11 protein-coding genes, 28 tRNA genes and 6 rRNA genes are annotated in these 22826 nt (G+C 43.2%); all 45 read right to left on the bottom strand.

Annotated elements, in window-relative coordinates:
• Window positions 1-92 precede the first annotated feature (92 nt).
• On the bottom strand, window positions 93-1064 hold the full coding sequence (locus tag GPZ88_RS04630; RefSeq protein ID WP_039696066.1) for a ribose-phosphate diphosphokinase: 972 nt from the start codon (window positions 1062-1064) through the stop codon (window positions 93-95).
• Between the two features lie 142 nt (window positions 1065-1206).
• Complete coding sequence (locus GPZ88_RS04625; RefSeq protein ID WP_158914669.1) at window positions 1207-2544, bottom strand: CHAP domain-containing protein; 1338 nt, start codon at window positions 2542-2544, stop codon at window positions 1207-1209.
• Window positions 2545-2645: 101 nt separating this feature from the next.
• On the bottom strand, window positions 2646-3101 hold the full coding sequence (gene mreD / locus GPZ88_RS04620; protein ID WP_234787227.1) for a rod shape-determining protein MreD: 456 nt from the start codon (window positions 3099-3101) through the stop codon (window positions 2646-2648).
• Window positions 3102-3153: 52 nt separating this feature from the next.
• Entirely contained in the window at window positions 3154-3885 is a 732-nt protein-coding gene (gene mreC / locus GPZ88_RS04615) for a rod shape-determining protein MreC (RefSeq protein ID WP_240915114.1), read from the bottom strand.
• Between the two features lie 169 nt (window positions 3886-4054).
• Window positions 4055-4142 (bottom strand) — tRNA-Ser (locus GPZ88_RS04610).
• 10 nt (window positions 4143-4152) lie between these two features.
• Window positions 4153-4226 (bottom strand) — tRNA-Ile (locus tag GPZ88_RS04605).
• 38 nt (window positions 4227-4264) lie between these two features.
• Window positions 4265-4335: transfer RNA gene (locus GPZ88_RS04600), tRNA-Gly, on the bottom strand.
• Between the two features lie 17 nt (window positions 4336-4352).
• Window positions 4353-4425 (bottom strand) — tRNA-Phe (locus GPZ88_RS04595).
• Between the two features lie 6 nt (window positions 4426-4431).
• Window positions 4432-4505, bottom strand: a tRNA-Met gene (locus GPZ88_RS04590).
• Between the two features lie 13 nt (window positions 4506-4518).
• A tRNA-Ser gene (locus tag GPZ88_RS04585) sits at window positions 4519-4608 on the bottom strand.
• Between the two features lie 24 nt (window positions 4609-4632).
• Window positions 4633-4706: transfer RNA gene (locus GPZ88_RS04580), tRNA-Ile, on the bottom strand.
• 22 nt (window positions 4707-4728) lie between these two features.
• Window positions 4729-4802 (bottom strand) — tRNA-Met (locus GPZ88_RS04575).
• A gap of 5 nt (window positions 4803-4807) precedes the next feature.
• A tRNA-Pro gene (locus tag GPZ88_RS04570) sits at window positions 4808-4881 on the bottom strand.
• Window positions 4882-4887: 6 nt separating this feature from the next.
• Window positions 4888-4961: transfer RNA gene (locus GPZ88_RS04565), tRNA-Arg, on the bottom strand.
• A 22-nt stretch (window positions 4962-4983) separates the two neighbouring features.
• A tRNA-Leu gene (locus GPZ88_RS04560) sits at window positions 4984-5069 on the bottom strand.
• 8 nt (window positions 5070-5077) lie between these two features.
• Window positions 5078-5149: transfer RNA gene (locus GPZ88_RS04555), tRNA-Gly, on the bottom strand.
• 17 nt (window positions 5150-5166) lie between these two features.
• Window positions 5167-5239: transfer RNA gene (locus GPZ88_RS04550), tRNA-Thr, on the bottom strand.
• A 14-nt stretch (window positions 5240-5253) separates the two neighbouring features.
• Window positions 5254-5335 (bottom strand) — tRNA-Leu (locus tag GPZ88_RS04545).
• 9 nt (window positions 5336-5344) lie between these two features.
• Window positions 5345-5417, bottom strand: a tRNA-Lys gene (locus GPZ88_RS04540).
• A gap of 3 nt (window positions 5418-5420) precedes the next feature.
• A tRNA-Asp gene (locus tag GPZ88_RS04535) sits at window positions 5421-5493 on the bottom strand.
• 24 nt (window positions 5494-5517) lie between these two features.
• Window positions 5518-5590 (bottom strand) — tRNA-Val (locus GPZ88_RS04530).
• A gap of 4 nt (window positions 5591-5594) precedes the next feature.
• Window positions 5595-5710: ribosomal RNA gene (gene rrf, locus GPZ88_RS04525) — 5S ribosomal RNA — on the bottom strand.
• 85 nt (window positions 5711-5795) lie between these two features.
• Window positions 5796-8695: ribosomal RNA gene (locus GPZ88_RS04520) — 23S ribosomal RNA — on the bottom strand.
• A gap of 147 nt (window positions 8696-8842) precedes the next feature.
• Window positions 8843-8915, bottom strand: a tRNA-Ala gene (locus tag GPZ88_RS04515).
• Between the two features lie 54 nt (window positions 8916-8969).
• A 16S ribosomal RNA gene (locus GPZ88_RS04510) occupies window positions 8970-10518 on the bottom strand.
• 119 nt (window positions 10519-10637) lie between these two features.
• Window positions 10638-10711: transfer RNA gene (locus GPZ88_RS04505), tRNA-Pro, on the bottom strand.
• A 6-nt stretch (window positions 10712-10717) separates the two neighbouring features.
• Window positions 10718-10791, bottom strand: a tRNA-Arg gene (locus GPZ88_RS04500).
• A gap of 22 nt (window positions 10792-10813) precedes the next feature.
• Window positions 10814-10899, bottom strand: a tRNA-Leu gene (locus GPZ88_RS04495).
• 8 nt (window positions 10900-10907) lie between these two features.
• Window positions 10908-10979: transfer RNA gene (locus GPZ88_RS04490), tRNA-Gly, on the bottom strand.
• Window positions 10980-10996: 17 nt separating this feature from the next.
• Window positions 10997-11069 (bottom strand) — tRNA-Thr (locus tag GPZ88_RS04485).
• Window positions 11070-11083: 14 nt separating this feature from the next.
• Window positions 11084-11165: transfer RNA gene (locus tag GPZ88_RS04480), tRNA-Leu, on the bottom strand.
• A gap of 9 nt (window positions 11166-11174) precedes the next feature.
• Window positions 11175-11247, bottom strand: a tRNA-Lys gene (locus GPZ88_RS04475).
• A gap of 3 nt (window positions 11248-11250) precedes the next feature.
• Window positions 11251-11323 (bottom strand) — tRNA-Asp (locus GPZ88_RS04470).
• Window positions 11324-11347: 24 nt separating this feature from the next.
• Window positions 11348-11420, bottom strand: a tRNA-Val gene (locus GPZ88_RS04465).
• A 4-nt stretch (window positions 11421-11424) separates the two neighbouring features.
• Window positions 11425-11540: ribosomal RNA gene (gene rrf / locus GPZ88_RS04460) — 5S ribosomal RNA — on the bottom strand.
• An 85-nt stretch (window positions 11541-11625) separates the two neighbouring features.
• Window positions 11626-14525: ribosomal RNA gene (locus GPZ88_RS04455) — 23S ribosomal RNA — on the bottom strand.
• A gap of 147 nt (window positions 14526-14672) precedes the next feature.
• A tRNA-Ala gene (locus GPZ88_RS04450) sits at window positions 14673-14745 on the bottom strand.
• A gap of 54 nt (window positions 14746-14799) precedes the next feature.
• A 16S ribosomal RNA gene (locus GPZ88_RS04445) occupies window positions 14800-16348 on the bottom strand.
• Together the 16S, 23S and 5S rRNA genes with 28 tRNA genes alongside form the textbook arrangement of a ribosomal RNA operon.
• A gap of 512 nt (window positions 16349-16860) precedes the next feature.
• Window positions 16861-18834, bottom strand: coding sequence for an ATP-dependent zinc metalloprotease FtsH (gene ftsH / locus GPZ88_RS04440; RefSeq protein WP_166043581.1), 1974 nt, complete (start codon window positions 18832-18834; stop codon window positions 16861-16863).
• 21 nt (window positions 18835-18855) lie between these two features.
• Window positions 18856-19398: a hypoxanthine phosphoribosyltransferase gene (gene hpt / locus GPZ88_RS04435; protein ID WP_166044358.1), complete on the bottom strand. Its 543-nt coding sequence runs from the start codon at window positions 19396-19398 to the stop codon at window positions 18856-18858.
• 4 nt (window positions 19399-19402) lie between these two features.
• Window positions 19403-20668, bottom strand: a complete 1266-nt coding sequence (tilS, locus tag GPZ88_RS04430) for a tRNA lysidine(34) synthetase TilS (RefSeq protein WP_039696073.1) — start codon at window positions 20666-20668, stop codon at window positions 19403-19405.
• A gap of 10 nt (window positions 20669-20678) precedes the next feature.
• Window positions 20679-21965, bottom strand: a complete 1287-nt coding sequence (locus tag GPZ88_RS04425; protein WP_039696074.1) for a serine hydrolase — start codon at window positions 21963-21965, stop codon at window positions 20679-20681.
• A 12-nt stretch (window positions 21966-21977) separates the two neighbouring features.
• Window positions 21978-22100 carry an SP_0009 family protein gene (locus tag GPZ88_RS04420; protein WP_020915958.1) on the bottom strand — a complete coding sequence of 41 codons (123 nt, stop codon included), beginning with the start codon at window positions 22098-22100 and terminating at the stop codon, window positions 21978-21980.
• 1 nt (window position 22101) lies between these two features.
• Entirely contained in the window at window positions 22102-22473 is a 372-nt protein-coding gene (locus GPZ88_RS04415; protein ID WP_006531200.1) for an FtsB family cell division protein, read from the bottom strand.
• Window positions 22460-22732 (bottom strand): RNA-binding S4 domain-containing protein, encoded by a 273-nt coding sequence (locus tag GPZ88_RS04410; protein ID WP_006531199.1) that lies wholly within the window; start codon window positions 22730-22732, stop codon window positions 22460-22462. The genes GPZ88_RS04415 and GPZ88_RS04410 overlap by 14 nt, the downstream gene beginning before the upstream one ends.
• Between the last annotated feature and the right edge of the window lie 94 nt (window positions 22733-22826).

Raw genomic sequence — 22826 nt, 5'->3', positions numbered from 1 at the left:
ATCGCAGCCAAAACTTATCCACATGTTAATATCTAAATACAAAAACCGCTGGCTGTTACACCAACGGCTTTTATGACTCTTTTAGTCAATTATTATTTATTAGCTGTTCCCATTTCAAACAATGGTGACAAAGGACGTTTTTCGTGAATACGAGTAATTGCTTCAGCAATCAATTCAGCGATTGAAATTTGTTCAATCTTATCGATCAAACGTTCTTCTGGAAGATAGATAGTATCCAAAACAACCAATTTTTGGATTGCTGATTTCTCGATATTTTCAAGAGCAGGTCCAGAAAGAACTGGGTGAGTACATGATGCATAAACCGCAGTTGCACCAGCTTCTGCAAGAGCATCTGCTGCGTGACAAATAGTACCTGCTGTATCGATCATATCATCAATCAAGATACATTTTTTACCTTTAACATTACCAATGATGTTCATAACTTCACTGGTATTCATTTTTGTAACACTACGACGTTTATCAATGATAGCAATCGGTGTTTGGAGGAATTGTGCCAATTTACGTGCACGAGTCACACCACCATGGTCAGGACTAACGACAACAACATCGTCTCCAACCAATCCGTGACGATCAAAGTAATCAGCGATCAATGGTGCACCCATCAAGTGATCAACTGGAATATCAAAGAAGCCTTGAATTTGTGCAGCATGCAAGTCAACAGTCAAAAGACGATCAACTCCTGCTACTTCAAGCATATTTGCGACTAATTTAGAAGTAATCGGTTCGCGTGAACGAGCTTTACGGTCTTGACGTGCATAACCGTAGTAAGGAATAACCACACTAATTTTTTCAGCACTAGCGCGTTTAAGAGCATCAACCATAATCAAGATTTCCATCAAGTTATCGTTAACTGGTGAGCTAGTTGACTGTAAAATAAAGACATGGTCGCCGCGAATTGATTCTTCAATGTTTACTTGGATTTCACCATCAGAAAATTGACGAACAGTTGATTTTCCGAGTTGAATTCCCATAGCCGAAGCTACTTTTTCTGCTAATTCTTTGTTTGACGATAAGGCAAACAATTTTAAATCAGAATAAGACATGATTTCCTCCAAAGTTTTTATCCTTTACCATTTTAACGTTTTTTTATCATTTTTTCAATGACAAATGCGTTAAATCCGCTAAATACAGGCAAAATAGAGGGACACAAAAAAAGAGAAGGACATAATCCTTCTCACAGTTTTATTATTGGTAGATATAGTAGACAGTTCCGCCACCCCAAGTTGATGAAGTTGGGTTGAACCATCCACGGTAGTTACCGATTGATGAGTTACCAGCGTAGTTAGCTTCCATAACTTGGATGTTAGTTGAGCTTTGAACAGCTGTTACGTATGCAACGTGTCCATAACCACCACCATCGTATGGCCATACAGCTACTGCACCAGCTTGTGGTGTAGTACCTACAGAGTGACCAGCAGCTTGTGCGCTAGCAATCCATTGGTTAGCATTACCCCAATAGTTACCAACCCATGAAGCAAGTGATTTAACACCCCAAGTACATTGACCTACTGGGTAAGTGTTACCTGCTGTGTTAGCAGTTGGTGTTACTGAAGATGGTTTAGCAGCTGATGATGAAGTTGAAGCAGCTGGTTTAGCAGCAGTTTGTGCTGGTGCACTTTGAGCTGAAGTTGAAGCTTGTTGTGCTGGTGCTGCTTGAGCTGGAGTTGAAGCTTGTTGCGCTGGTGCTGCAGCAGATGAATCTTGAGCTGAAGTATCTGTAGTTGTATCAGTTGTTGCTGTACCATTTTGAACAGCAGCTTGTGCTTGTGCTACAGATTCAGCTTGTGCTTGTGCTTCGGCAGCAGCTTGTGCTTCGGCAGCAGCTTGTGCTGCAGCAGCTTCAGCAGCGGCTTGTTCAGCAGCTTCTTTTTGAGCTACAAGGTTAGCACGTTCATCTTCAGCAGTTGCCAATTGAGCAGAAAGATCCAATTGAGCAGCTTGCAATTCAGCTTGTTGTGTTGCCAAAGCAGCTTGGTTTTGTTCGATAGTTGCTTTGTTAGCAGCTACTGTATTGATAGCTTCTTGGTTTTCAGCTTGTTTTTGTTCAATTGCAGCTTTATCAGCTTCTTGTTCATCAAGCATTTTTTTGTTTGCAGCAACTACTTCACGAATTGCTTGAACACGGTTGATAGCATCAGAAACTGATTTAGAGTTCAAGATTGTGTTGATGTAGCTTGTAGCTGAAGCATTTTTTTGCGCATTACGAGCTTGGTTTTTCAAAGTTTCGTTACGAGCAACAATTTTGCTTGAAAGAGCTTGAATTTCTTCACTTAATTTTTGAGATTCAGCTTCAAGTTGAGCATTTTGTGCTTCCAAATCAGCTTGTTGTGATTGAAGAGAAGACACTTGACTTTGAATAGCGTCAACTTTACTTTGAGCTGCAGCTTGTTCTGAAGTTAGGTTGCTGATTACAGCATCCTGTGCAGCAATTTGTGTATCATAATCGTCCGCATTTACAGTTACGGCCGCTGTTCCGAGTGTCACACCACTGACAAGAACAGCTGATAAAATTCTTTTTTTCATATTAATTAAACTACTCCTTTTTGATAAGACATTATTATTTTACCAAAAAATCACGCAATTAATATTACGTGATTGTTACATTTATGTTTTGTTATGGTAATCTAAGCGTTAAAATATACTTTTTTAAACAATTTCTGGAATATCAAATACAACAAAACGTTAAAAATAAGGGTTGGCGCAAAACTATAGGCTATAAAATTAGCCATTGATAACGTTGTCATTCCTAATAAAACAGCTGCTGATTCTCCAACAATTTCAAACAAAAACAAAACAATAATATAGAAGGTTAATGTTTGAAAATTACTTGCAAAAATACTCTTAGTAATCTTATTAGTAAAAATTACTAAAACCGGTAGTAAGAAAACAACCAAACCAATTCGATTCAAATAATAGATATCATAAAGAGCACCTAATATTAATGCACTAAATAATACAAAGCGTTTATTTCTATCATGATAAAAATTAATAATTGCCAGCAAAAGTAGATGACTACTAATTGTCACATGATATGAGAAGATAGAACTCATCAAATAAGAAAGCTGACCATCAATTAACATCAAGAGAAAAAGCAGAAAAAGTAAAAAGTATTTGTTCTTAAAAAAAGCCACTTTAATCACCAACTATTGTTACATATGAAATATCAGAAAAATCAGCTGCAGGTGCTACATAAACAACACGTTCTAAGTTCTCTGAACTATTCTTCACACTTGAAACAGAACCAACAGCTATATTTGCAACAGTATCACCATCAAGTCCACTTGTCACAACACTATCATTTTCATTAATATCAGTAGAAGAATTTAGATTCGAAACAACAAAACATTTCTTATCTGAATCATAAGATTCTAAAATTCCAAAAACATCACCTGAAGCAGTTGAAATTTTAACAGGAATACTAAAATCAGAACCATTTGCTAAAAGTGCAATACTTGAAGTAGTTGAAGAAACGTCAGTGACTACACCAATAAGTCCCCCATTTGACAAAGCAAGCATCTTTTTAGCAACATTATTATTTTTTCCTAACTTAACAGTCAAAGAATCATACCAAGAAACTGGGCTTCTAACAATAACTTTTCCTGTAGCAGAAAACTGAGTAGTAATAGATGATGATACATTAATAGCACTATTTAATTGATCATTTTCAGATTTTAAAGAATCAATCACTTCACTTTGATTTTCAAGCTCTGCAACTTTTTTCTTCAATTTTTTATTTTCAGAATAAGTATCAAAAAGATCGTGGATATCCTCATTAAGAGAATCTAAAGACCTAAAAGGAGCAGAAACAACAGAGTCCACTCTGGCAACAACACTCCGAATTGGAGAAGTAACACTAGAAACAATTCCTTCATTCTTAAATAGAAATGCCAAAGAAAGACAGAGAACCAATAAAATCAACACAGCGAAGAAAACGAGACGAGAGATTCTTAATTTTTTCAAAATTGTGCACCAACTAACTTAGAATATAAAAATAAACGAGATATCAAAAGATAATCTCGTTTGTAAAATAGCACGGAGAATAAGGGATTCGAACCCTTGCGCCAGTTACCCGACCTAACGATTTAGCAAACCGTCCTCTTCAGCCTCTTGAGTAATTCTCCATTCCATGTATGGGCACAAGTGGACTCGAACCACCGACCTCACGCTTATCAGGCGTGCGCTCTAACCAGCTGAGCTATGCGCCCATGAAACTTGGAATAACCAATATAAATAAAAAATAAAAAGCGGGTGACGAGAATCGAACTCGCGACAACAGCTTGGAAGGCTGTAGTTTTACCACTAAACTACACCCGCATTTATTAAATTTTAAATGGCGCGAGACGGAATCGAACCGCCGACACATGGAGCTTCAATCCATTGCTCTACCAACTGAGCTACCGAGCCAAACTATTGCGGGAGCAGGATTTGAACCTACGACCTTCGGGTTATGAGCCCGACGAGCTACCGAGCTGCTCCATCCCGCGTTAACAATATTAAAGGAGGATGTGGGATTCGAACCCACGCACGCTTTTACACGCCTGACGGTTTTCAAGACCGTTCCCTTCAGCCGGACTTGGGTAATCCTCCATAATAAAAAGTTTCAAATCAATATGGACCTTGTAGGACTCGAACCTACGACCGCTCGGTTATGAGCCGAGTGCTCTAACCAGTTGAGCTAAAGGTCCAAAGTCATCCATATATCATCTATAGCGGCGAAGGGGATCGAACCCCCGACCTCCCGGGTATGAACCGGACGCTCTAGCCAGCTGAGCTACACCGCCATCAATCGGGAAGACAGGATTCGAACCTGCGACCCCTTGGTCCCAAACCAAGTGCTCTACCAAGCTGAGCTACTTCCCGAAATTATGCACCCTGCAGGATTCGAACCTGCAACCGCCTGATTCGTAGTCAGGTACTCTATCCAGTTGAGCCAAGGGTGCATCATAATATTAAATTGTATACTGCCGAGGACCGGAATCGAACCGGTACGAAGGTTACCCTTCGCAGGATTTTAAGTCCTGTGCGTCTGCCAGTTCCGCCACCCCGGCCTCTAACAAGCGAACGACGGGGTTCGAACCCGCGACCCCCACCTTGGCAAGGTGATGTTCTACCACTGAACTACGTTCGCATAAAGAGTATCCTATATGCCGGCTACATGACTTGAACACGCGACCCTCTGATTACAAATCAGATGCTCTACCAACTGAGCTAAGCCGGCAACTTCTTATTTAATGCGGGTTAAGGGACTTGAACCCCCACGCCGTTAAGCGCCAGATCCTAAATCTGGTGCGTCTGCCAATTCCGCCAAACCCGCATATTAATATGACCCGTACTGGGCTCGAACCAGTGACCCTCTGATTAAAAGTCAGATGCTCTACCAACTGAGCTAACGAGTCAAACGGTCCCGACGGGAATCGAACCCGCGATCTTCGCCGTGACAGGGCGACGTGATAACCGCTACACCACGGGACCTTTTGGTTTATATACCATTGTTAATGGGAGTTAACGGGATCGAACCGCTGACCCTCTGCTTGTAAGGCAGATGCTCTCCCAGCTGAGCTAAACTCCCTTTTGCTAAGCGACTACCATATCTAACAGGGGGCAACCCCCAACTACATCAGGCGTGCTAGGGCTTAACTTCTGTGTTCGGCATGGGAACAGGTGTATCTCCTAGGCTATCGTCACTTAACTATGATTGATTATCCAATCAAAATTGAATACCTATATATTCTAACAAGAAACCGACTCGCTGTCAATATTGACTCGTTTCTTTTTTGGATAAGTCCTCGAGCTATTAGTATTAGTCCGCTACATGTGTCACCACACTTACACTTCTAACCTATCTACCTGATCATCTCTCAGGGCTCTTACTGATATAAAATCATGGGAAATCTCATCTTGAGGTGGGCTTCACACTTAGATGCTTTCAGCGTTTATCCCTTCCCTACATAGCTACCCAGCGATGCCTTTGGCAAGACAACTGGTACACCAGCGGTAAGTCCACTCTGGTCCTCTCGTACTAGGAGCAGATCCTCTCAAATTTCCTACGCCCGCGACGGATAGGGACCGAACTGTCTCACGACGTTCTGAACCCAGCTCGCGTGCCGCTTTAATGGGCGAACAGCCCAACCCTTGGGACCGACTACAGCCCCAGGATGCGACGAGCCGACATCGAGGTGCCAAACCTCCCCGTCGATGTGAACTCTTGGGGGAGATAAGCCTGTTATCCCCAGGGTAGCTTTTATCCGTTGAGCGATGGCCCTTCCATGCGGAACCACCGGATCACTAAGCCCGACTTTCGTCCCTGCTCGAGTTGTAGCTCTCGCAGTCAAGCTCCCTTATACCTTTACACTCTGCGAATGATTTCCAACCATTCTGAGGGAACCTTTGGGCGCCTCCGTTACCTTTTAGGAGGCGACCGCCCCAGTCAAACTGCCCGTCAGACACTGTCTCCGATAGGGATAACCTATCTAGGTTAGAGTAGCCATAACACAAGGGTAGTATCCCAACAACGCCTCCACCGAAACTAGCGTCCCGATTTCATAGGCTCCTACCTATCCTGTACATGTGGTACAGATACTCAATATCAAACTGCAGTAAAGCTCCATGGGGTCTTTCCGTCCTGTCGCGGGTAACCTGCATCTTCACAGGTACTAAAATTTCACCGAGTCTCTCGTTGAGACAGTGCCCAAATCATTACGCCTTTCGTGCGGGTCGGAACTTACCCGACAAGGAATTTCGCTACCTTAGGACCGTTATAGTTACGGCCGCCGTTTACTGGGGCTTCAATTCACACCTTCGCTAATGCTAAGCGCTCCTCTTAACCTTCCAGCACCGGGCAGGCGTCACCCCCTATACATCATCTTACGATTTAGCAGAGAGCTGTGTTTTTGATAAACAGTTGCTTGGGCCTATTCACTGCGGCTGACTTAAAGCCAGCGCCCCTTCTCCCGAAGTTACGGGGCCATTTTGCCGAGTTCCTTAACGAGAGTTCTCTCGCTCACCTGAGGCTACTCGCCTCGACTACCTGTGTCGGTTTGCGGTACGGGTAGAGTATAATTAACGCTAGAAGCTTTTCTTGGCAGTGTGACATCACTAACTTCGCTACTTAACTTCGCTCCCCATCACAGCTCAATGTTATAGATATAAGCATTTGACTCATATCACACCTCACTGCTTAGACGTGCACTTCCAATCGCACGCTTTAGTTAGCCTACTGCGTCCCTCCATCACTATATACTCTAGTACAGGAATATCAACCTGTTGTCCATCGGATACACCTTTCGGTCTCTCCTTAGGTCCCGACTAACCCAGGGAGGACGAGCCTTCCCCTGGAAACCTTAGTCATACGGTGGACAGGATTCTCACCTGTCTTTCGCTACTCATACCGGCATTCTCACTTCTATGCGTTCCAGCGCTCCTCACGGTACACCTTCTTCACACATAGAACGCTCTCCTACCATACCTAAAAGGTATCCACAGCTTCGGTAATATGTTTTAGCCCCGGTACATTTTCGGCGCAGGGTCACTCGACTAGTGAGCTATTACGCACTCTTTGAATGAATAGCTGCTTCTAAGCTAACATCCTAGTTGTCTGTGCAACCCCACATCCTTTTCCACTTAACATATATTTTGGGACCTTAGCTGGTGGTCTGGGCTGTTTCCCTTTCGACTACGGATCTTAGCACTCGCAGTCTGACTGCCGATTATATCTCATTGGCATTCGGAGTTTATCTGATATTGGTAATCCGGGATGGACCCCTCAATCAAACAGTGCTCTACCTCCAAGAGACTTAACATCGACGCTAGCCCTAAAGCTATTTCGGAGAGAACCAGCTATCTCCAAGTTCGTTTGGAATTTCTCCGCTACCCACAAGTCATCCAAGCACTTTTCAACGTGCCCTGGTTCGGGCCTCCAGTGAGTTTTACCTCACCTTCACCCTGCTCATGGGTAGGTCACATGGTTTCGGGTCTACGACATGATACTAATGCGCCCTATTAAGACTCGGTTTCCCTACGGCTCCGTCTCTTCAACTTAACCTCGCATCATATCGTAACTCGCCGGTTCATTCTACAAAAGGCACGCTCTCACCCATTAACGGGCTCGAACTTGTTGTAGGCACACGGTTTCAGGTTCTATTTCACTCCCCTCCCGGGGTGCTTTTCACCTTTCCCTCACGGTACTGGTTCACTATCGGTCACTAGAGAGTATTTAGGGTTAGGAGATGGTCCTCCCAGATTCCGACGAGATTTCTCGTGTCTCGCCGTACTCAGGATACTGCTAGGGTTAAAGACTATTTCGAATACGAGGCTGTTACTCTCTTTGGCTTACCTTCCCAGGTAATTCTTCTATAATCTTGTCGTCCCACGTCGCAGTCCTACAACCCCGATGTGTAAACACATCGGTTTGCCCTCTTACCATTTCGCTCGCCGCTACTAAGGCAATCGCGTTTGCTTTCTCTTCCTGCAGCTACTTAGATGTTTCAGTTCACTGCGTCTTCCTCTTCATTACCTTAACAGTAATGAGTGACATGCATTACATGCCGGGTTCCCCCATTCGGACATCTCTGGATCAATGTTTACTTACAACTCCCCAAAGCATTTCGTCGTTAGTCACGTCCTTCATCGGCTTCTAGTGCCAAGGCATCCACCGTGCGCCCTTATTAACTTAACCTTATTTTGGTCTGTTGACCTTAAACTCATTAAATCACAGCGTTTCGGTTTATTTCTTGTTACTATCTACAATTCAATTTCTTGAATCGTGGAATTTGATATAGATATTCAATTTTCAATGGACAATCTTTTGAATCTTTCGATTCAATGGAGCCTAGCGGGATCGAACCGCTGACCTCCTGCGTGCAAAGCAGGCGCTCTCCCAGCTGAGCTAAGGCCCCACAAGACCTCTCAAAACTAAACAATACTCCAAACGTGCTTCCGTTTATCCTTAGAAAGGAGGTGATCCAGCCGCACCTTCCGATACGGCTACCTTGTTACGACTTCACCCCAATCATCTATCCCACCTTAGGCGGCTGGCTCCTAAAAGGTTACCTCACCGACTTCGGGTGTTACAAACTCTCGTGGTGTGACGGGCGGTGTGTACAAGGCCCGGGAACGTATTCACCGCGGCGTGCTGATCCGCGATTACTAGCGATTCCGACTTCATGTAGGCGAGTTGCAGCCTACAATCCGAACTGAGATTGGCTTTAAGAGATTTGCTTGCCGTCACCGACTCGCGACTCGTTGTACCAACCATTGTAGCACGTGTGTAGCCCAGGTCATAAGGGGCATGATGATTTGACGTCATCCCCACCTTCCTCCGGTTTATTACCGGCAGTCTCGCTAGAGTGCCCAACTTAATGATGGCAACTAACAATAGGGGTTGCGCTCGTTGCGGGACTTAACCCAACATCTCACGACACGAGCTGACGACAACCATGCACCACCTGTCACCGATGTTCCGAAGAAACTTCCTATCTCTAGGAATAGCATCGGGATGTCAAGACCTGGTAAGGTTCTTCGCGTTGCTTCGAATTAAACCACATGCTCCACCGCTTGTGCGGGCCCCCGTCAATTCCTTTGAGTTTCAACCTTGCGGTCGTACTCCCCAGGCGGAGTGCTTAATGCGTTAGCTGCGGCACTAAGCCCCGGAAAGGGCCTAACACCTAGCACTCATCGTTTACGGCGTGGACTACCAGGGTATCTAATCCTGTTTGCTCCCCACGCTTTCGAGCCTCAGCGTCAGTTACAGACCAGAGAGCCGCTTTCGCCACCGGTGTTCCTCCATATATCTACGCATTTCACCGCTACACATGGAATTCCACTCTCCCCTTCTGCACTCAAGTCTAACAGTTTCCAAAGCGAACAATGGTTAAGCCACTGCCTTTAACTTCAGACTTATTAAACCGCCTGCGCTCGCTTTACGCCCAATAAATCCGGACAACGCTCGGGACCTACGTATTACCGCGGCTGCTGGCACGTAGTTAGCCGTCCCTTTCTGGTAAGTTACCGTCACTGTGTGAACTTTCCACTCTCACACACGTTCTTCTCTTACAACAGAGCTTTACGATCCGAAAACCTTCTTCACTCACGCGGCGTTGCTCGGTCAGGGTTGCCCCCATTGCCGAAGATTCCCTACTGCTGCCTCCCGTAGGAGTCTGGGCCGTGTCTCAGTCCCAGTGTGGCCGATCACCCTCTCAGGTCGGCTATGTATCGTCGCCTTGGTGAGCCGTTACCTCACCAACTAGCTAATACAACGCAGGTCCATCTACTAGTGAAGCAATTGCTCCTTTCAAGCATCTAACATGGGTTAAATGCTGTTATGCGGTATTAGCTATCGTTTCCAATAGTTATCCCCCGCTAGTAGGCAGGTTACCTACGCGTTACTCACCCGTTCGCAACTCTTCCAACTTTAGCAAGCTAAAGTCTTCAGCGTTCTACTTGCATGTATTAGGCACGCCGCCAGCGTTCGTCCTGAGCCAGGATCAAACTCTCATTTAATCTTGTTCTCATTCTGTCACTGACAGATTTATCGTTTTTGACAGGTTACTTCCGTAACCCGCACGTTTGGTTCGTATTGTTCAGTTTTCAAAGGTCTTTGTGGATTTCGAGAATTCACATCGGGAAGACAGGATTCGAACCTGCGACCCCTTGGTCCCAAACCAAGTGCTCTACCAAGCTGAGCTACTTCCCGAAATTATGCACCCTGCAGGATTCGAACCTGCAACCGCCTGATTCGTAGTCAGGTACTCTATCCAGTTGAGCCAAGGGTGCATCATAATATTAAATTGTATACTGCCGAGGACCGGAATCGAACCGGTACGAAGGTTACCCTTCGCAGGATTTTAAGTCCTGTGCGTCTGCCAGTTCCGCCACCCCGGCCTCTAACAAGCGAACGACGGGGTTCGAACCCGCGACCCCCACCTTGGCAAGGTGATGTTCTACCACTGAACTACGTTCGCATAAAGAGTATCCTATATGCCGGCTACATGACTTGAACACGCGACCCTCTGATTACAAATCAGATGCTCTACCAACTGAGCTAAGCCGGCAACTTCTTATTTAATGCGGGTTAAGGGACTTGAACCCCCACGCCGTTAAGCGCCAGATCCTAAATCTGGTGCGTCTGCCAATTCCGCCAAACCCGCATATTAATATGACCCGTACTGGGCTCGAACCAGTGACCCTCTGATTAAAAGTCAGATGCTCTACCAACTGAGCTAACGAGTCAAACGGTCCCGACGGGAATCGAACCCGCGATCTTCGCCGTGACAGGGCGACGTGATAACCGCTACACCACGGGACCTTTTGGTTTATATACCATTGTTAATGGGAGTTAACGGGATCGAACCGCTGACCCTCTGCTTGTAAGGCAGATGCTCTCCCAGCTGAGCTAAACTCCCTTTTGCTAAGCGACTACCATATCTAACAGGGGGCAACCCCCAACTACATCAGGCGTGCTAGGGCTTAACTTCTGTGTTCGGCATGGGAACAGGTGTATCTCCTAGGCTATCGTCACTTAACTATGATTGATTATCCAATCAAAATTGAATACCTATATATTCTAACAAGAAACCGACTCGCTGTCAATATTGACTCGTTTCTTTTTTGGATAAGTCCTCGAGCTATTAGTATTAGTCCGCTACATGTGTCACCACACTTACACTTCTAACCTATCTACCTGATCATCTCTCAGGGCTCTTACTGATATAAAATCATGGGAAATCTCATCTTGAGGTGGGCTTCACACTTAGATGCTTTCAGCGTTTATCCCTTCCCTACATAGCTACCCAGCGATGCCTTTGGCAAGACAACTGGTACACCAGCGGTAAGTCCACTCTGGTCCTCTCGTACTAGGAGCAGATCCTCTCAAATTTCCTACGCCCGCGACGGATAGGGACCGAACTGTCTCACGACGTTCTGAACCCAGCTCGCGTGCCGCTTTAATGGGCGAACAGCCCAACCCTTGGGACCGACTACAGCCCCAGGATGCGACGAGCCGACATCGAGGTGCCAAACCTCCCCGTCGATGTGAACTCTTGGGGGAGATAAGCCTGTTATCCCCAGGGTAGCTTTTATCCGTTGAGCGATGGCCCTTCCATGCGGAACCACCGGATCACTAAGCCCGACTTTCGTCCCTGCTCGAGTTGTAGCTCTCGCAGTCAAGCTCCCTTATACCTTTACACTCTGCGAATGATTTCCAACCATTCTGAGGGAACCTTTGGGCGCCTCCGTTACCTTTTAGGAGGCGACCGCCCCAGTCAAACTGCCCGTCAGACACTGTCTCCGATAGGGATAACCTATCTAGGTTAGAGTAGCCATAACACAAGGGTAGTATCCCAACAACGCCTCCACCGAAACTAGCGTCCCGATTTCATAGGCTCCTACCTATCCTGTACATGTGGTACAGATACTCAATATCAAACTGCAGTAAAGCTCCATGGGGTCTTTCCGTCCTGTCGCGGGTAACCTGCATCTTCACAGGTACTAAAATTTCACCGAGTCTCTCGTTGAGACAGTGCCCAAATCATTACGCCTTTCGTGCGGGTCGGAACTTACCCGACAAGGAATTTCGCTACCTTAGGACCGTTATAGTTACGGCCGCCGTTTACTGGGGCTTCAATTCACACCTTCGCTAATGCTAAGCGCTCCTCTTAACCTTCCAGCACCGGGCAGGCGTCACCCCCTATACATCATCTTACGATTTAGCAGAGAGCTGTGTTTTTGATAAACAGTTGCTTGGGCCTATTCACTGCGGCTGACTTAAAGCCAGCGCCCCTTCTCCCGAAGTTACGGGGCCATTTTGCCGAGTTCCTTAACGAGAGTTCTCTCGCTCACCTGAGGCTACTCGCCTCGACTACCTGTGTCGGTTTGCGGTACGGGTAGAGTATAATTAACGCTAGAAGCTTTTCTTGGCAGTGTGACATCACTAACTTCGCTACTTAACTTCGCTCCCCATCACAGCTCAATGTTATAGATATAAGCATTTGACTCATATCACACCTCACTGCTTAGACGTGCACTTCCAATCGCACGCTTTAGTTAGCCTACTGCGTCCCTCCATCACTATATACTCTAGTACAGGAATATCAACCTGTTGTCCATCGGATACACCTTTCGGTCTCTCCTTAGGTCCCGACTAACCCAGGGAGGACGAGCCTTCCCCTGGAAACCTTAGTCATACGGTGGACAGGATTCTCACCTGTCTTTCGCTACTCATACCGGCATTCTCACTTCTATGCGTTCCAGCGCTCCTCACGGTACACCTTCTTCACACATAGAACGCTCTCCTACCATACCTAAAAGGTATCCACAGCTTCGGTAATATGTTTTAGCCCCGGTACATTTTCGGCGCAGGGTCACTCGACTAGTGAGCTATTACGCACTCTTTGAATGAATAGCTGCTTCTAAGCTAACATCCTAGTTGTCTGTGCAACCCCACATCCTTTTCCACTTAACATATATTTTGGGACCTTAGCTGGTGGTCTGGGCTGTTTCCCTTTCGACTACGGATCTTAGCACTCGCAGTCTGACTGCCGATTATATCTCATTGGCATTCGGAGTTTATCTGATATTGGTAATCCGGGATGGACCCCTCAATCAAACAGTGCTCTACCTCCAAGAGACTTAACATCGACGCTAGCCCTAAAGCTATTTCGGAGAGAACCAGCTATCTCCAAGTTCGTTTGGAATTTCTCCGCTACCCACAAGTCATCCAAGCACTTTTCAACGTGCCCTGGTTCGGGCCTCCAGTGAGTTTTACCTCACCTTCACCCTGCTCATGGGTAGGTCACATGGTTTCGGGTCTACGACATGATACTAATGCGCCCTATTAAGACTCGGTTTCCCTACGGCTCCGTCTCTTCAACTTAACCTCGCATCATATCGTAACTCGCCGGTTCATTCTACAAAAGGCACGCTCTCACCCATTAACGGGCTCGAACTTGTTGTAGGCACACGGTTTCAGGTTCTATTTCACTCCCCTCCCGGGGTGCTTTTCACCTTTCCCTCACGGTACTGGTTCACTATCGGTCACTAGAGAGTATTTAGGGTTAGGAGATGGTCCTCCCAGATTCCGACGAGATTTCTCGTGTCTCGCCGTACTCAGGATACTGCTAGGGTTAAAGACTATTTCGAATACGAGGCTGTTACTCTCTTTGGCTTACCTTCCCAGGTAATTCTTCTATAATCTTGTCGTCCCACGTCGCAGTCCTACAACCCCGATGTGTAAACACATCGGTTTGCCCTCTTACCATTTCGCTCGCCGCTACTAAGGCAATCGCGTTTGCTTTCTCTTCCTGCAGCTACTTAGATGTTTCAGTTCACTGCGTCTTCCTCTTCATTACCTTAACAGTAATGAGTGACATGCATTACATGCCGGGTTCCCCCATTCGGACATCTCTGGATCAATGTTTACTTACAACTCCCCAAAGCATTTCGTCGTTAGTCACGTCCTTCATCGGCTTCTAGTGCCAAGGCATCCACCGTGCGCCCTTATTAACTTAACCTTATTTTGGTCTGTTGACCTTAAACTCATTAAATCACAGCGTTTCGGTTTATTTCTTGTTACTATCTACAATTCAATTTCTTGAATCGTGGAATTTGATATAGATATTCAATTTTCAATGGACAATCTTTTGAATCTTTCGATTCAATGGAGCCTAGCGGGATCGAACCGCTGACCTCCTGCGTGCAAAGCAGGCGCTCTCCCAGCTGAGCTAAGGCCCCACAAGACCTCTCAAAACTAAACAATACTCCAAACGTGCTTCCGTTTATCCTTAGAAAGGAGGTGATCCAGCCGCACCTTCCGATACGGCTACCTTGTTACGACTTCACCCCAATCATCTATCCCACCTTAGGCGGCTGGCTCCTAAAAGGTTACCTCACCGACTTCGGGTGTTACAAACTCTCGTGGTGTGACGGGCGGTGTGTACAAGGCCCGGGAACGTATTCACCGCGGCGTGCTGATCCGCGATTACTAGCGATTCCGACTTCATGTAGGCGAGTTGCAGCCTACAATCCGAACTGAGATTGGCTTTAAGAGATTTGCTTGCCGTCACCGACTCGCGACTCGTTGTACCAACCATTGTAGCACGTGTGTAGCCCAGGTCATAAGGGGCATGATGATTTGACGTCATCCCCACCTTCCTCCGGTTTATTACCGGCAGTCTCGCTAGAGTGCCCAACTTAATGATGGCAACTAACAATAGGGGTTGCGCTCGTTGCGGGACTTAACCCAACATCTCACGACACGAGCTGACGACAACCATGCACCACCTGTCACCGATGTTCCGAAGAAACTTCCTATCTCTAGGAATAGCATCGGGATGTCAAGACCTGGTAAGGTTCTTCGCGTTGCTTCGAATTAAACCACATGCTCCACCGCTTGTGCGGGCCCCCGTCAATTCCTTTGAGTTTCAACCTTGCGGTCGTACTCCCCAGGCGGAGTGCTTAATGCGTTAGCTGCGGCACTAAGCCCCGGAAAGGGCCTAACACCTAGCACTCATCGTTTACGGCGTGGACTACCAGGGTATCTAATCCTGTTTGCTCCCCACGCTTTCGAGCCTCAGCGTCAGTTACAGACCAGAGAGCCGCTTTCGCCACCGGTGTTCCTCCATATATCTACGCATTTCACCGCTACACATGGAATTCCACTCTCCCCTTCTGCACTCAAGTCTAACAGTTTCCAAAGCGAACAATGGTTAAGCCACTGCCTTTAACTTCAGACTTATTAAACCGCCTGCGCTCGCTTTACGCCCAATAAATCCGGACAACGCTCGGGACCTACGTATTACCGCGGCTGCTGGCACGTAGTTAGCCGTCCCTTTCTGGTAAGTTACCGTCACTGTGTGAACTTTCCACTCTCACACACGTTCTTCTCTTACAACAGAGCTTTACGATCCGAAAACCTTCTTCACTCACGCGGCGTTGCTCGGTCAGGGTTGCCCCCATTGCCGAAGATTCCCTACTGCTGCCTCCCGTAGGAGTCTGGGCCGTGTCTCAGTCCCAGTGTGGCCGATCACCCTCTCAGGTCGGCTATGTATCGTCGCCTTGGTGAGCCGTTACCTCACCAACTAGCTAATACAACGCAGGTCCATCTACTAGTGAAGCAATTGCTCCTTTCAAGCATCTAACATGGGTTAAATGCTGTTATGCGGTATTAGCTATCGTTTCCAATAGTTATCCCCCGCTAGTAGGCAGGTTACCTACGCGTTACTCACCCGTTCGCAACTCTTCCAACTTTAGCAAGCTAAAGTCTTCAGCGTTCTACTTGCATGTATTAGGCACGCCGCCAGCGTTCGTCCTGAGCCAGGATCAAACTCTCATTTAATCTTGTTCTCATTCTGTCACTGACAGATTTATCGTTTTTGACAGGTTACTTCCGTAACCCGCACGTTTGGTTCGTATTGTTCAGTTTTCAAAGGTCTTTGTCTCATCAGAGACAACTTCTATATTCTATCAAATTTGAAACTCGTTGTCAACACTTTTTTCAAGTTTTTTCAACTTTGTTTCAAACTTGTTTCCGTCGCTCTCTCGAACAACAGCTATATTAGTTTAGCATTTCTAATGAACTTTGTCAAGAAGTTTTTTGAACTTTTTTTCAAAGCCTTTTGAAATGTTTGCTGCCTCAAACAACAGCTTACTTAGTATACTAAACTTCATTTCCTCTGTCAACAGTTTTTTTGGCTTTTTTTGATTTATTCTAGCTACCTTTATATTAGCAGCTAATAAGCCCGTTTTTAAGCGTATTATTTGAGCACTACTTTTCTATTAGGAGATAAAAAAGAAGGCTCTATGAGCCTTCTTTTGTCTTTTTTGACTGTTTTCTACCTATTATGTAGATTATTCTTCAGAATCATCCATTTTTTCTTTGACTTCATCATATGAAAGAGCATGTGCTTCTTCTGTATCATTTTCTAATTCTTCAGGAACTTTACCTGTTTCATAGATAGATTTAATTTGTGCAGCATCAAGTGTTTCATATTTAAGAAGTGCTTCAGCAATAAGTTTATGAGTTTCACGATTATTATTAATAATATCAGCCGCTTTATTACGTGCTTCATTTAGAAGCGCGCGAACTTCATCATCAATCATTTGTGCTGTTTGAGGTGAGTATGATTTTTCTGGTGAAACTTGACCTGCCATAATAGCATGATTACCTTCATATTGGACTGGACCTAGTTTTTCACTCATACCATATTCAGTTACCATTGCACGAGCTAATTGAGTTGCTTGTTCGAAGTCATTTGATGCACCAGTTGTTTGAGCATTAAAAATGATTTCTTCTGCAACACGTCCACCCATCAAACCAGCTAACTGTTCTTTAAGATCAGACTTAGAGTGTAACATTTGATCTTCTTTCGGAAGAGCAATCATGTATCCACCAGCACGTCCACGAGGGACAATTGTGACTTTATGGACAACGCGAGCACTTGAGAGCACTAAACCAACGATTGTGTGTCCAGCTTCATGGTAAGCAACCATTTCACGTTCACGTTGTGAAATAGTACGGTCTTTCTTAGAAGGACCTGCAATAACTCTATCTTCAGCTTCATCAATATCTGAAGCATCAATTTTTGTTTTATTGCGACGTGCAGCAACCAAGGCAGCTTCATTCAAAACATTTTCAAGATCAGCACCGACAAATCCAGGGGTTTGTTGTGCAACAACTTTTAAGTTAACATCTTCTGCCAATGGTTTGTTTTTAGCATGTACTCGAAGAATAGCTTCACGTCCTTTAACGTCTGGACTTCCTACAAGAATCTTACGGTCAAAACGTCCTGGACGCAAAAGAGCAGGGTCTAAGACATCACTACGGTTAGTTGCGGCAATAACAATGATGTTTTCGTTTCCTTCAAAACCATCCATTTCAATAAGGAGTTGGTTAAGAGTTTGTTCACGTTCATCATTTCCGCCACCCATACCAGCACCACGTCTGCGACCAACAGCATCGATTTCATCGATAAAGATAATCGCACGTTCAGCTTTCTTAGCATCCTCAAAGAGTGATCGAACACGACTCGCACCGACACCCACAAACATTTCAACAAAATCAGAACCTGAAATTGAGAAGAATGGGACGCCAGCTTCACCAGCGACAGCTTTCGCAAGTAATGTTTTACCTGTTCCTGGAGGGCCTTCAAGAAGGACTCCGGCTGGAATACGAGCACCAAGTGCTTTATATTTCTTAGGATTTTTCAAGAAATCAACAACTTCAACAAGTTCTTGTTTTTCTTCCTCTGCTCCAGCAACATCTGAGAATCTTACTTTAACATCACCTTTATTTTGTGACTTAGCACGATTCTTACCAAAACTCATCGCACCACGTGCACCATTACCACCTTGATTCATCATCATGAAGAAGAAGACAATTACTAGGATAAGTGGAAGATAAGTTAATGCCAAAGATAGCCAAGCACCGCTTGAACTTTCTTGTTTGATATTTACATCAACATCTGCATCATCTGCCGCTTTAGTAAGTGTATCAATAGAAGAATCACTTGGTAAAATAATTGATGTAAACTCAGTAACTGATGTTGAGTTACTTCCTTCTAGGAAAGGAAGAGAGGCACTTGATTTTGTTTTTTTAGGTTTCGAATACTTACCACTTACTTCAATAATGCTACCGTTTGGCTGGTAAGTAATCGATTTAATATCACCCGCTTTAAGTTGCTTAACTAAAGTCGAGTAATTAATTTGTTGACTTTGTGTACTTGTTCCTCTCAAATAATATTGAAATGCGGTAATGGCCGCAATAATGACAAGAATATAAATAAAGGAATTTTTGACAAAGCCATTATTTTTGTTATTTTTCATATATTAACTAACGACTTTCTACTATTTTGAATAGATTTCTTCTTTCAAAACACCAACATATGGTAAATTACGGTAACGTTCAGCATAGTCAAGACCAAACCCTACGATAAATTCATTTGGAACATCATAGCAAACATAATCAGCGTCGATGTCAACAACACGACCTTCTGGTTTATCAAAAAGGGTTGCGATTTTTACTGAATTTGCTTTACGGTATTTAAACATATCACGAAGATATTTTAGAGTACGTCCAGTGTCGATGATATCTTCGATAAAGACAACATCACGACCTTCAATATTCGTATCAACGTCTTTAAGGATTTTCACCTCACCACTACTTTTCACTCCACCGTGGTAGCTAGAGACAACCATAAAATCAATTTCGACATGTGTATCGATATGTTTGATTAATTCCGCCATAAAAGGAACAGAACCTTTCAAAACACCAATTAATAGAGGATTTTTACCTTCATAGTCTTTTGTAAGTTGTGCGCCTAATTCTTTGGTTTTGGCAATAATCTCCTCTTCAGAATACAACACTTTTTCAATATCTTGTTCAAGCATGACATCACCTATTTCTAATTTTTTCAATATACAATTTGCCCTCCATTATATCATGTTTAGAGGGTTTTCTCAAATAAGTTTTATCAGCAACCTGGACAAAAATTATTTTTCCATCCTGTTCGCCGATAATGGCATTTGCACGTTCCTGACTTGGAATTTTTTCATCAATAAAAAGCCTGCGCAATTTTTTCGAAAAATCTCCAAAATCAATACGGTCCCCTTCCTGTCTCCGTCTTAAAAGAATAGGATGTAAACTGTAAACGGCTATGCCTTCCCTATCTTTGCCAGCAAATTGAAATCGATACTGACCATAATTGACTATGCTGTTATATTCTAGCATCTTTTGAACTAGTTCCCCATCGGTCTTAGGGCTGATTTTTTTAATTTGGAATGTTTTATAGTCTTTAATCAACCAATAATCTGACTTCACGTGATAAGTAGCATTTGATTTATTTCTTAAGAGGTGCAACATCTCTTCAAACTGCCCATGAGACACTTGTAAATCAGGAAAATTTTCAAGATAATTCTGAAATAGCACAGTCTGAACTGATGGTGTCTGAGACAAAAATTGAGAACAGTTTGTCGTATCAATACCTTGTGTTAAATCTTGGAATGCTTGAAAGAGTTGTTGGCTTTCATGACCAAGATAGCGGAGAGCTTGTTTAAATTTAGGATTTTCTTCCTCTAAAATTGGAAAATAACGATTCCTAATACGATTTCTCAAAAAATTTAAAGAGCGATTGGTATCATCCTCAAAGTGGAAGATATCAGGTAAATCCCTCTTCGAATAAGTCAATAAAGGACGAATCAACTCACCGTTACCAAATGCATTAACTGGTTGCATTCCAGATAAATGACGCAAGCGACTACCACGTAAAAGACGCATAAAAATAGTTTCAGCTTGATCATCTGCATGGTGAGCCGTTACAAGAGCTGTATAATGGTGCTCATTCATCATCTCTTTAAAAAAGCTGTAACGAAAATCACGCGCAGCTTTTTCAGAAAAAGTCCCCGAAAAATAAGCAACGTGAATTGGTACCTGATGGTTTTCTGCCCACTCGCGTAAATAAGCTTCCTCAGTATCTGACTCAATACGCTGTTTATGATTGACATGAGCAATAGCAATCTCTATGTCTAATTTTTTTCGATATATATACAAAAAGTGTAGCAGATTCATAGAATCTACTCCACCTGAGACAGCTATTAAAACTTTTTTATGTTTGGTAAAATATGCCTGTTTTTGAATTTCTTTTACTAATTTATCATACATAAGACTTCACTTATTTCAAAATGTTGTAAACGTCATTAGCGATATTTGAAATATCGTCATAAGAAGCTTTATCTGTAAAAATTGACAAGATGAACGGTTGATTAGCATAAACGATAGCAACATCGTGTCTGTAATCATAAGCATCACCGATTTTATGAGCTACCTGAACATTAATATCTCTAGAGATACGTGCATTATCAAAAGCAGTTGATGATAAATACGAAATGATATCTCCATTTTGCTGATAGATAGCTTCCATTAAATCAGCGGCAGTTTTAGATGACATTTCACGTGACTTCATATCGAAATTTGTATTAGTTATAGCACTAATATCTGATGTGAAATAATCACCATATTGTTTGGCAATATAATAGCCTAAAATATTGGTTGCAACGTTATCAGAATTCTGACAAACAGCTTTTAATAAATCTTCAACGCTGTAATCTTTGTCATCAGCAGTTTTGCTAATTTTTCCGCTACCGCTTGGATTGTAAGCTTTAGCAAAAGTATTAACATCGGCAGTATATTTTAACTTATCGTCCATTTTAACACTGCCATCTTGAATTTTTTCTTCAACGTAGTAAAGGGTCGCTAGCTTAGCAACACTAGCTGCATACATTGTCGTATCAGAATTAATCCCTGCTGTTTCTTGTGTTGATAGTTGTTTAACGTAAATTGAGTAGTTACTTTTATTATATTTCTGATTAAGAACCTGCTGCACTTTTTCCATACGGTTATCTGTATCAGAAAGAGAATCACTACTAATCCATCCTTTACCATCAACTTTATAATAAGTTCCATGATAAGTTGTCGCTTTTTGAGAAACGGTAACTGCTGAATAAGCGTTTAAATCTGTTTTTACTTCTTGAGTTCCAACAACATATGGTGTTTGATAAACTTGAAAATCATCCTTTAACCAATAATTTTTTGAAACTGTTTCCTGACTAAGAATGACATCATCATAAATTAATTGATGACTAGCTTCAATATAATTACCATCAGATAACTCAAATACTGGTTGTGAATTATCATTGATTAGAATTCTATCAATATCTAATTGGCTGTTAGCAGCAATTGTTCTTGAAGCAACCGTCAAATTACTATCTTTATAAACATCACTGGTTTGGGCAAGGACAGGATTTGATGGTAAAGCATCAAAGTAAGTTGTCGATGCCGCGACACCAGCAGTTAATTGATATTTATCAGCGTTACTTAATTCTACATTTTTTTCAGTACTAACAACAGAAAGAGAAGTCAATAAAAATGGTATTAGCATCACTGCGAATAATCTTTTCATTGGCTCCTCCTTTCATTCTTTTTTAGTTGATTGATGATTTTCTTCTCGTAATTTTTGATTTTCTTCAGCCAATTCTTCTAGCTTTTCATCAGAATAAGCTAAAAATTTTTCAATAGTTTCGATTAAATTTTCCATATTATTTTGGTAATAGATTTGGCAATGGGTAAACCGTTTCGCCTGAGCGTGATAAATAATATTTTGCACGAGCATACTTTTCAACATAGTTCTCGTCTTTTAAGCGATTTGCCAAAACTTTTTCAGCGTCTGTTTCTACAACAAGATTGTCGTAAGTTTTCTGAAGTGACACAACTTTATCTTTACGCTCTTGTAATGTTTGGTAACTTTTAACTAGGTTGTAAGTTGGCAAAATAAACAACAACATAACAACAATCAAAATCCATCCCATAAAACGATTACGTTTACGATTTTCTTCTTCCATGTAACGTTTTTTGGTGTTTTCATCATTGATGTATTGATTGTTCAATTGAACGATATTAGGCTTCTCCATCCGCTTCTATCCTTGTTTCATTAATAATTTCATACATCTTAGTGGCGTCTTCTTTTTTGGTACTATCTTTCATTTCCAAAACGCGCACTGTCAGTAATTTATTTCCAAAACGAATTTCAACTTCGTCGTTAATTTTTAAATCAGTTGATGATTTAGCTAAGATACCATTTACTTTAATACGCCCTTTATCAGCTACTTCTTTAGCAACTGGACGGCGTTTTATAATACGGGATACTTTTAAATATTTATCTAATCTCATAATATTCTACCTCGCAATCTTTTCTATTTTATCACTTTTTTTCAGAAAATAGATGTTTTCAATCTGTTTGTTAAGATAATGTAATAAAAAGAGA

It is taken from the genome of Streptococcus ruminicola (genome assembly GCF_011387195.1).
Lineage (GTDB): Bacteria > Bacillota > Bacilli > Lactobacillales > Streptococcaceae > Streptococcus > Streptococcus ruminicola.
The sequence above is the reverse complement of the archived record's forward strand: the minus strand, read 5'-3'. Positions and strand labels throughout refer to the sequence as shown.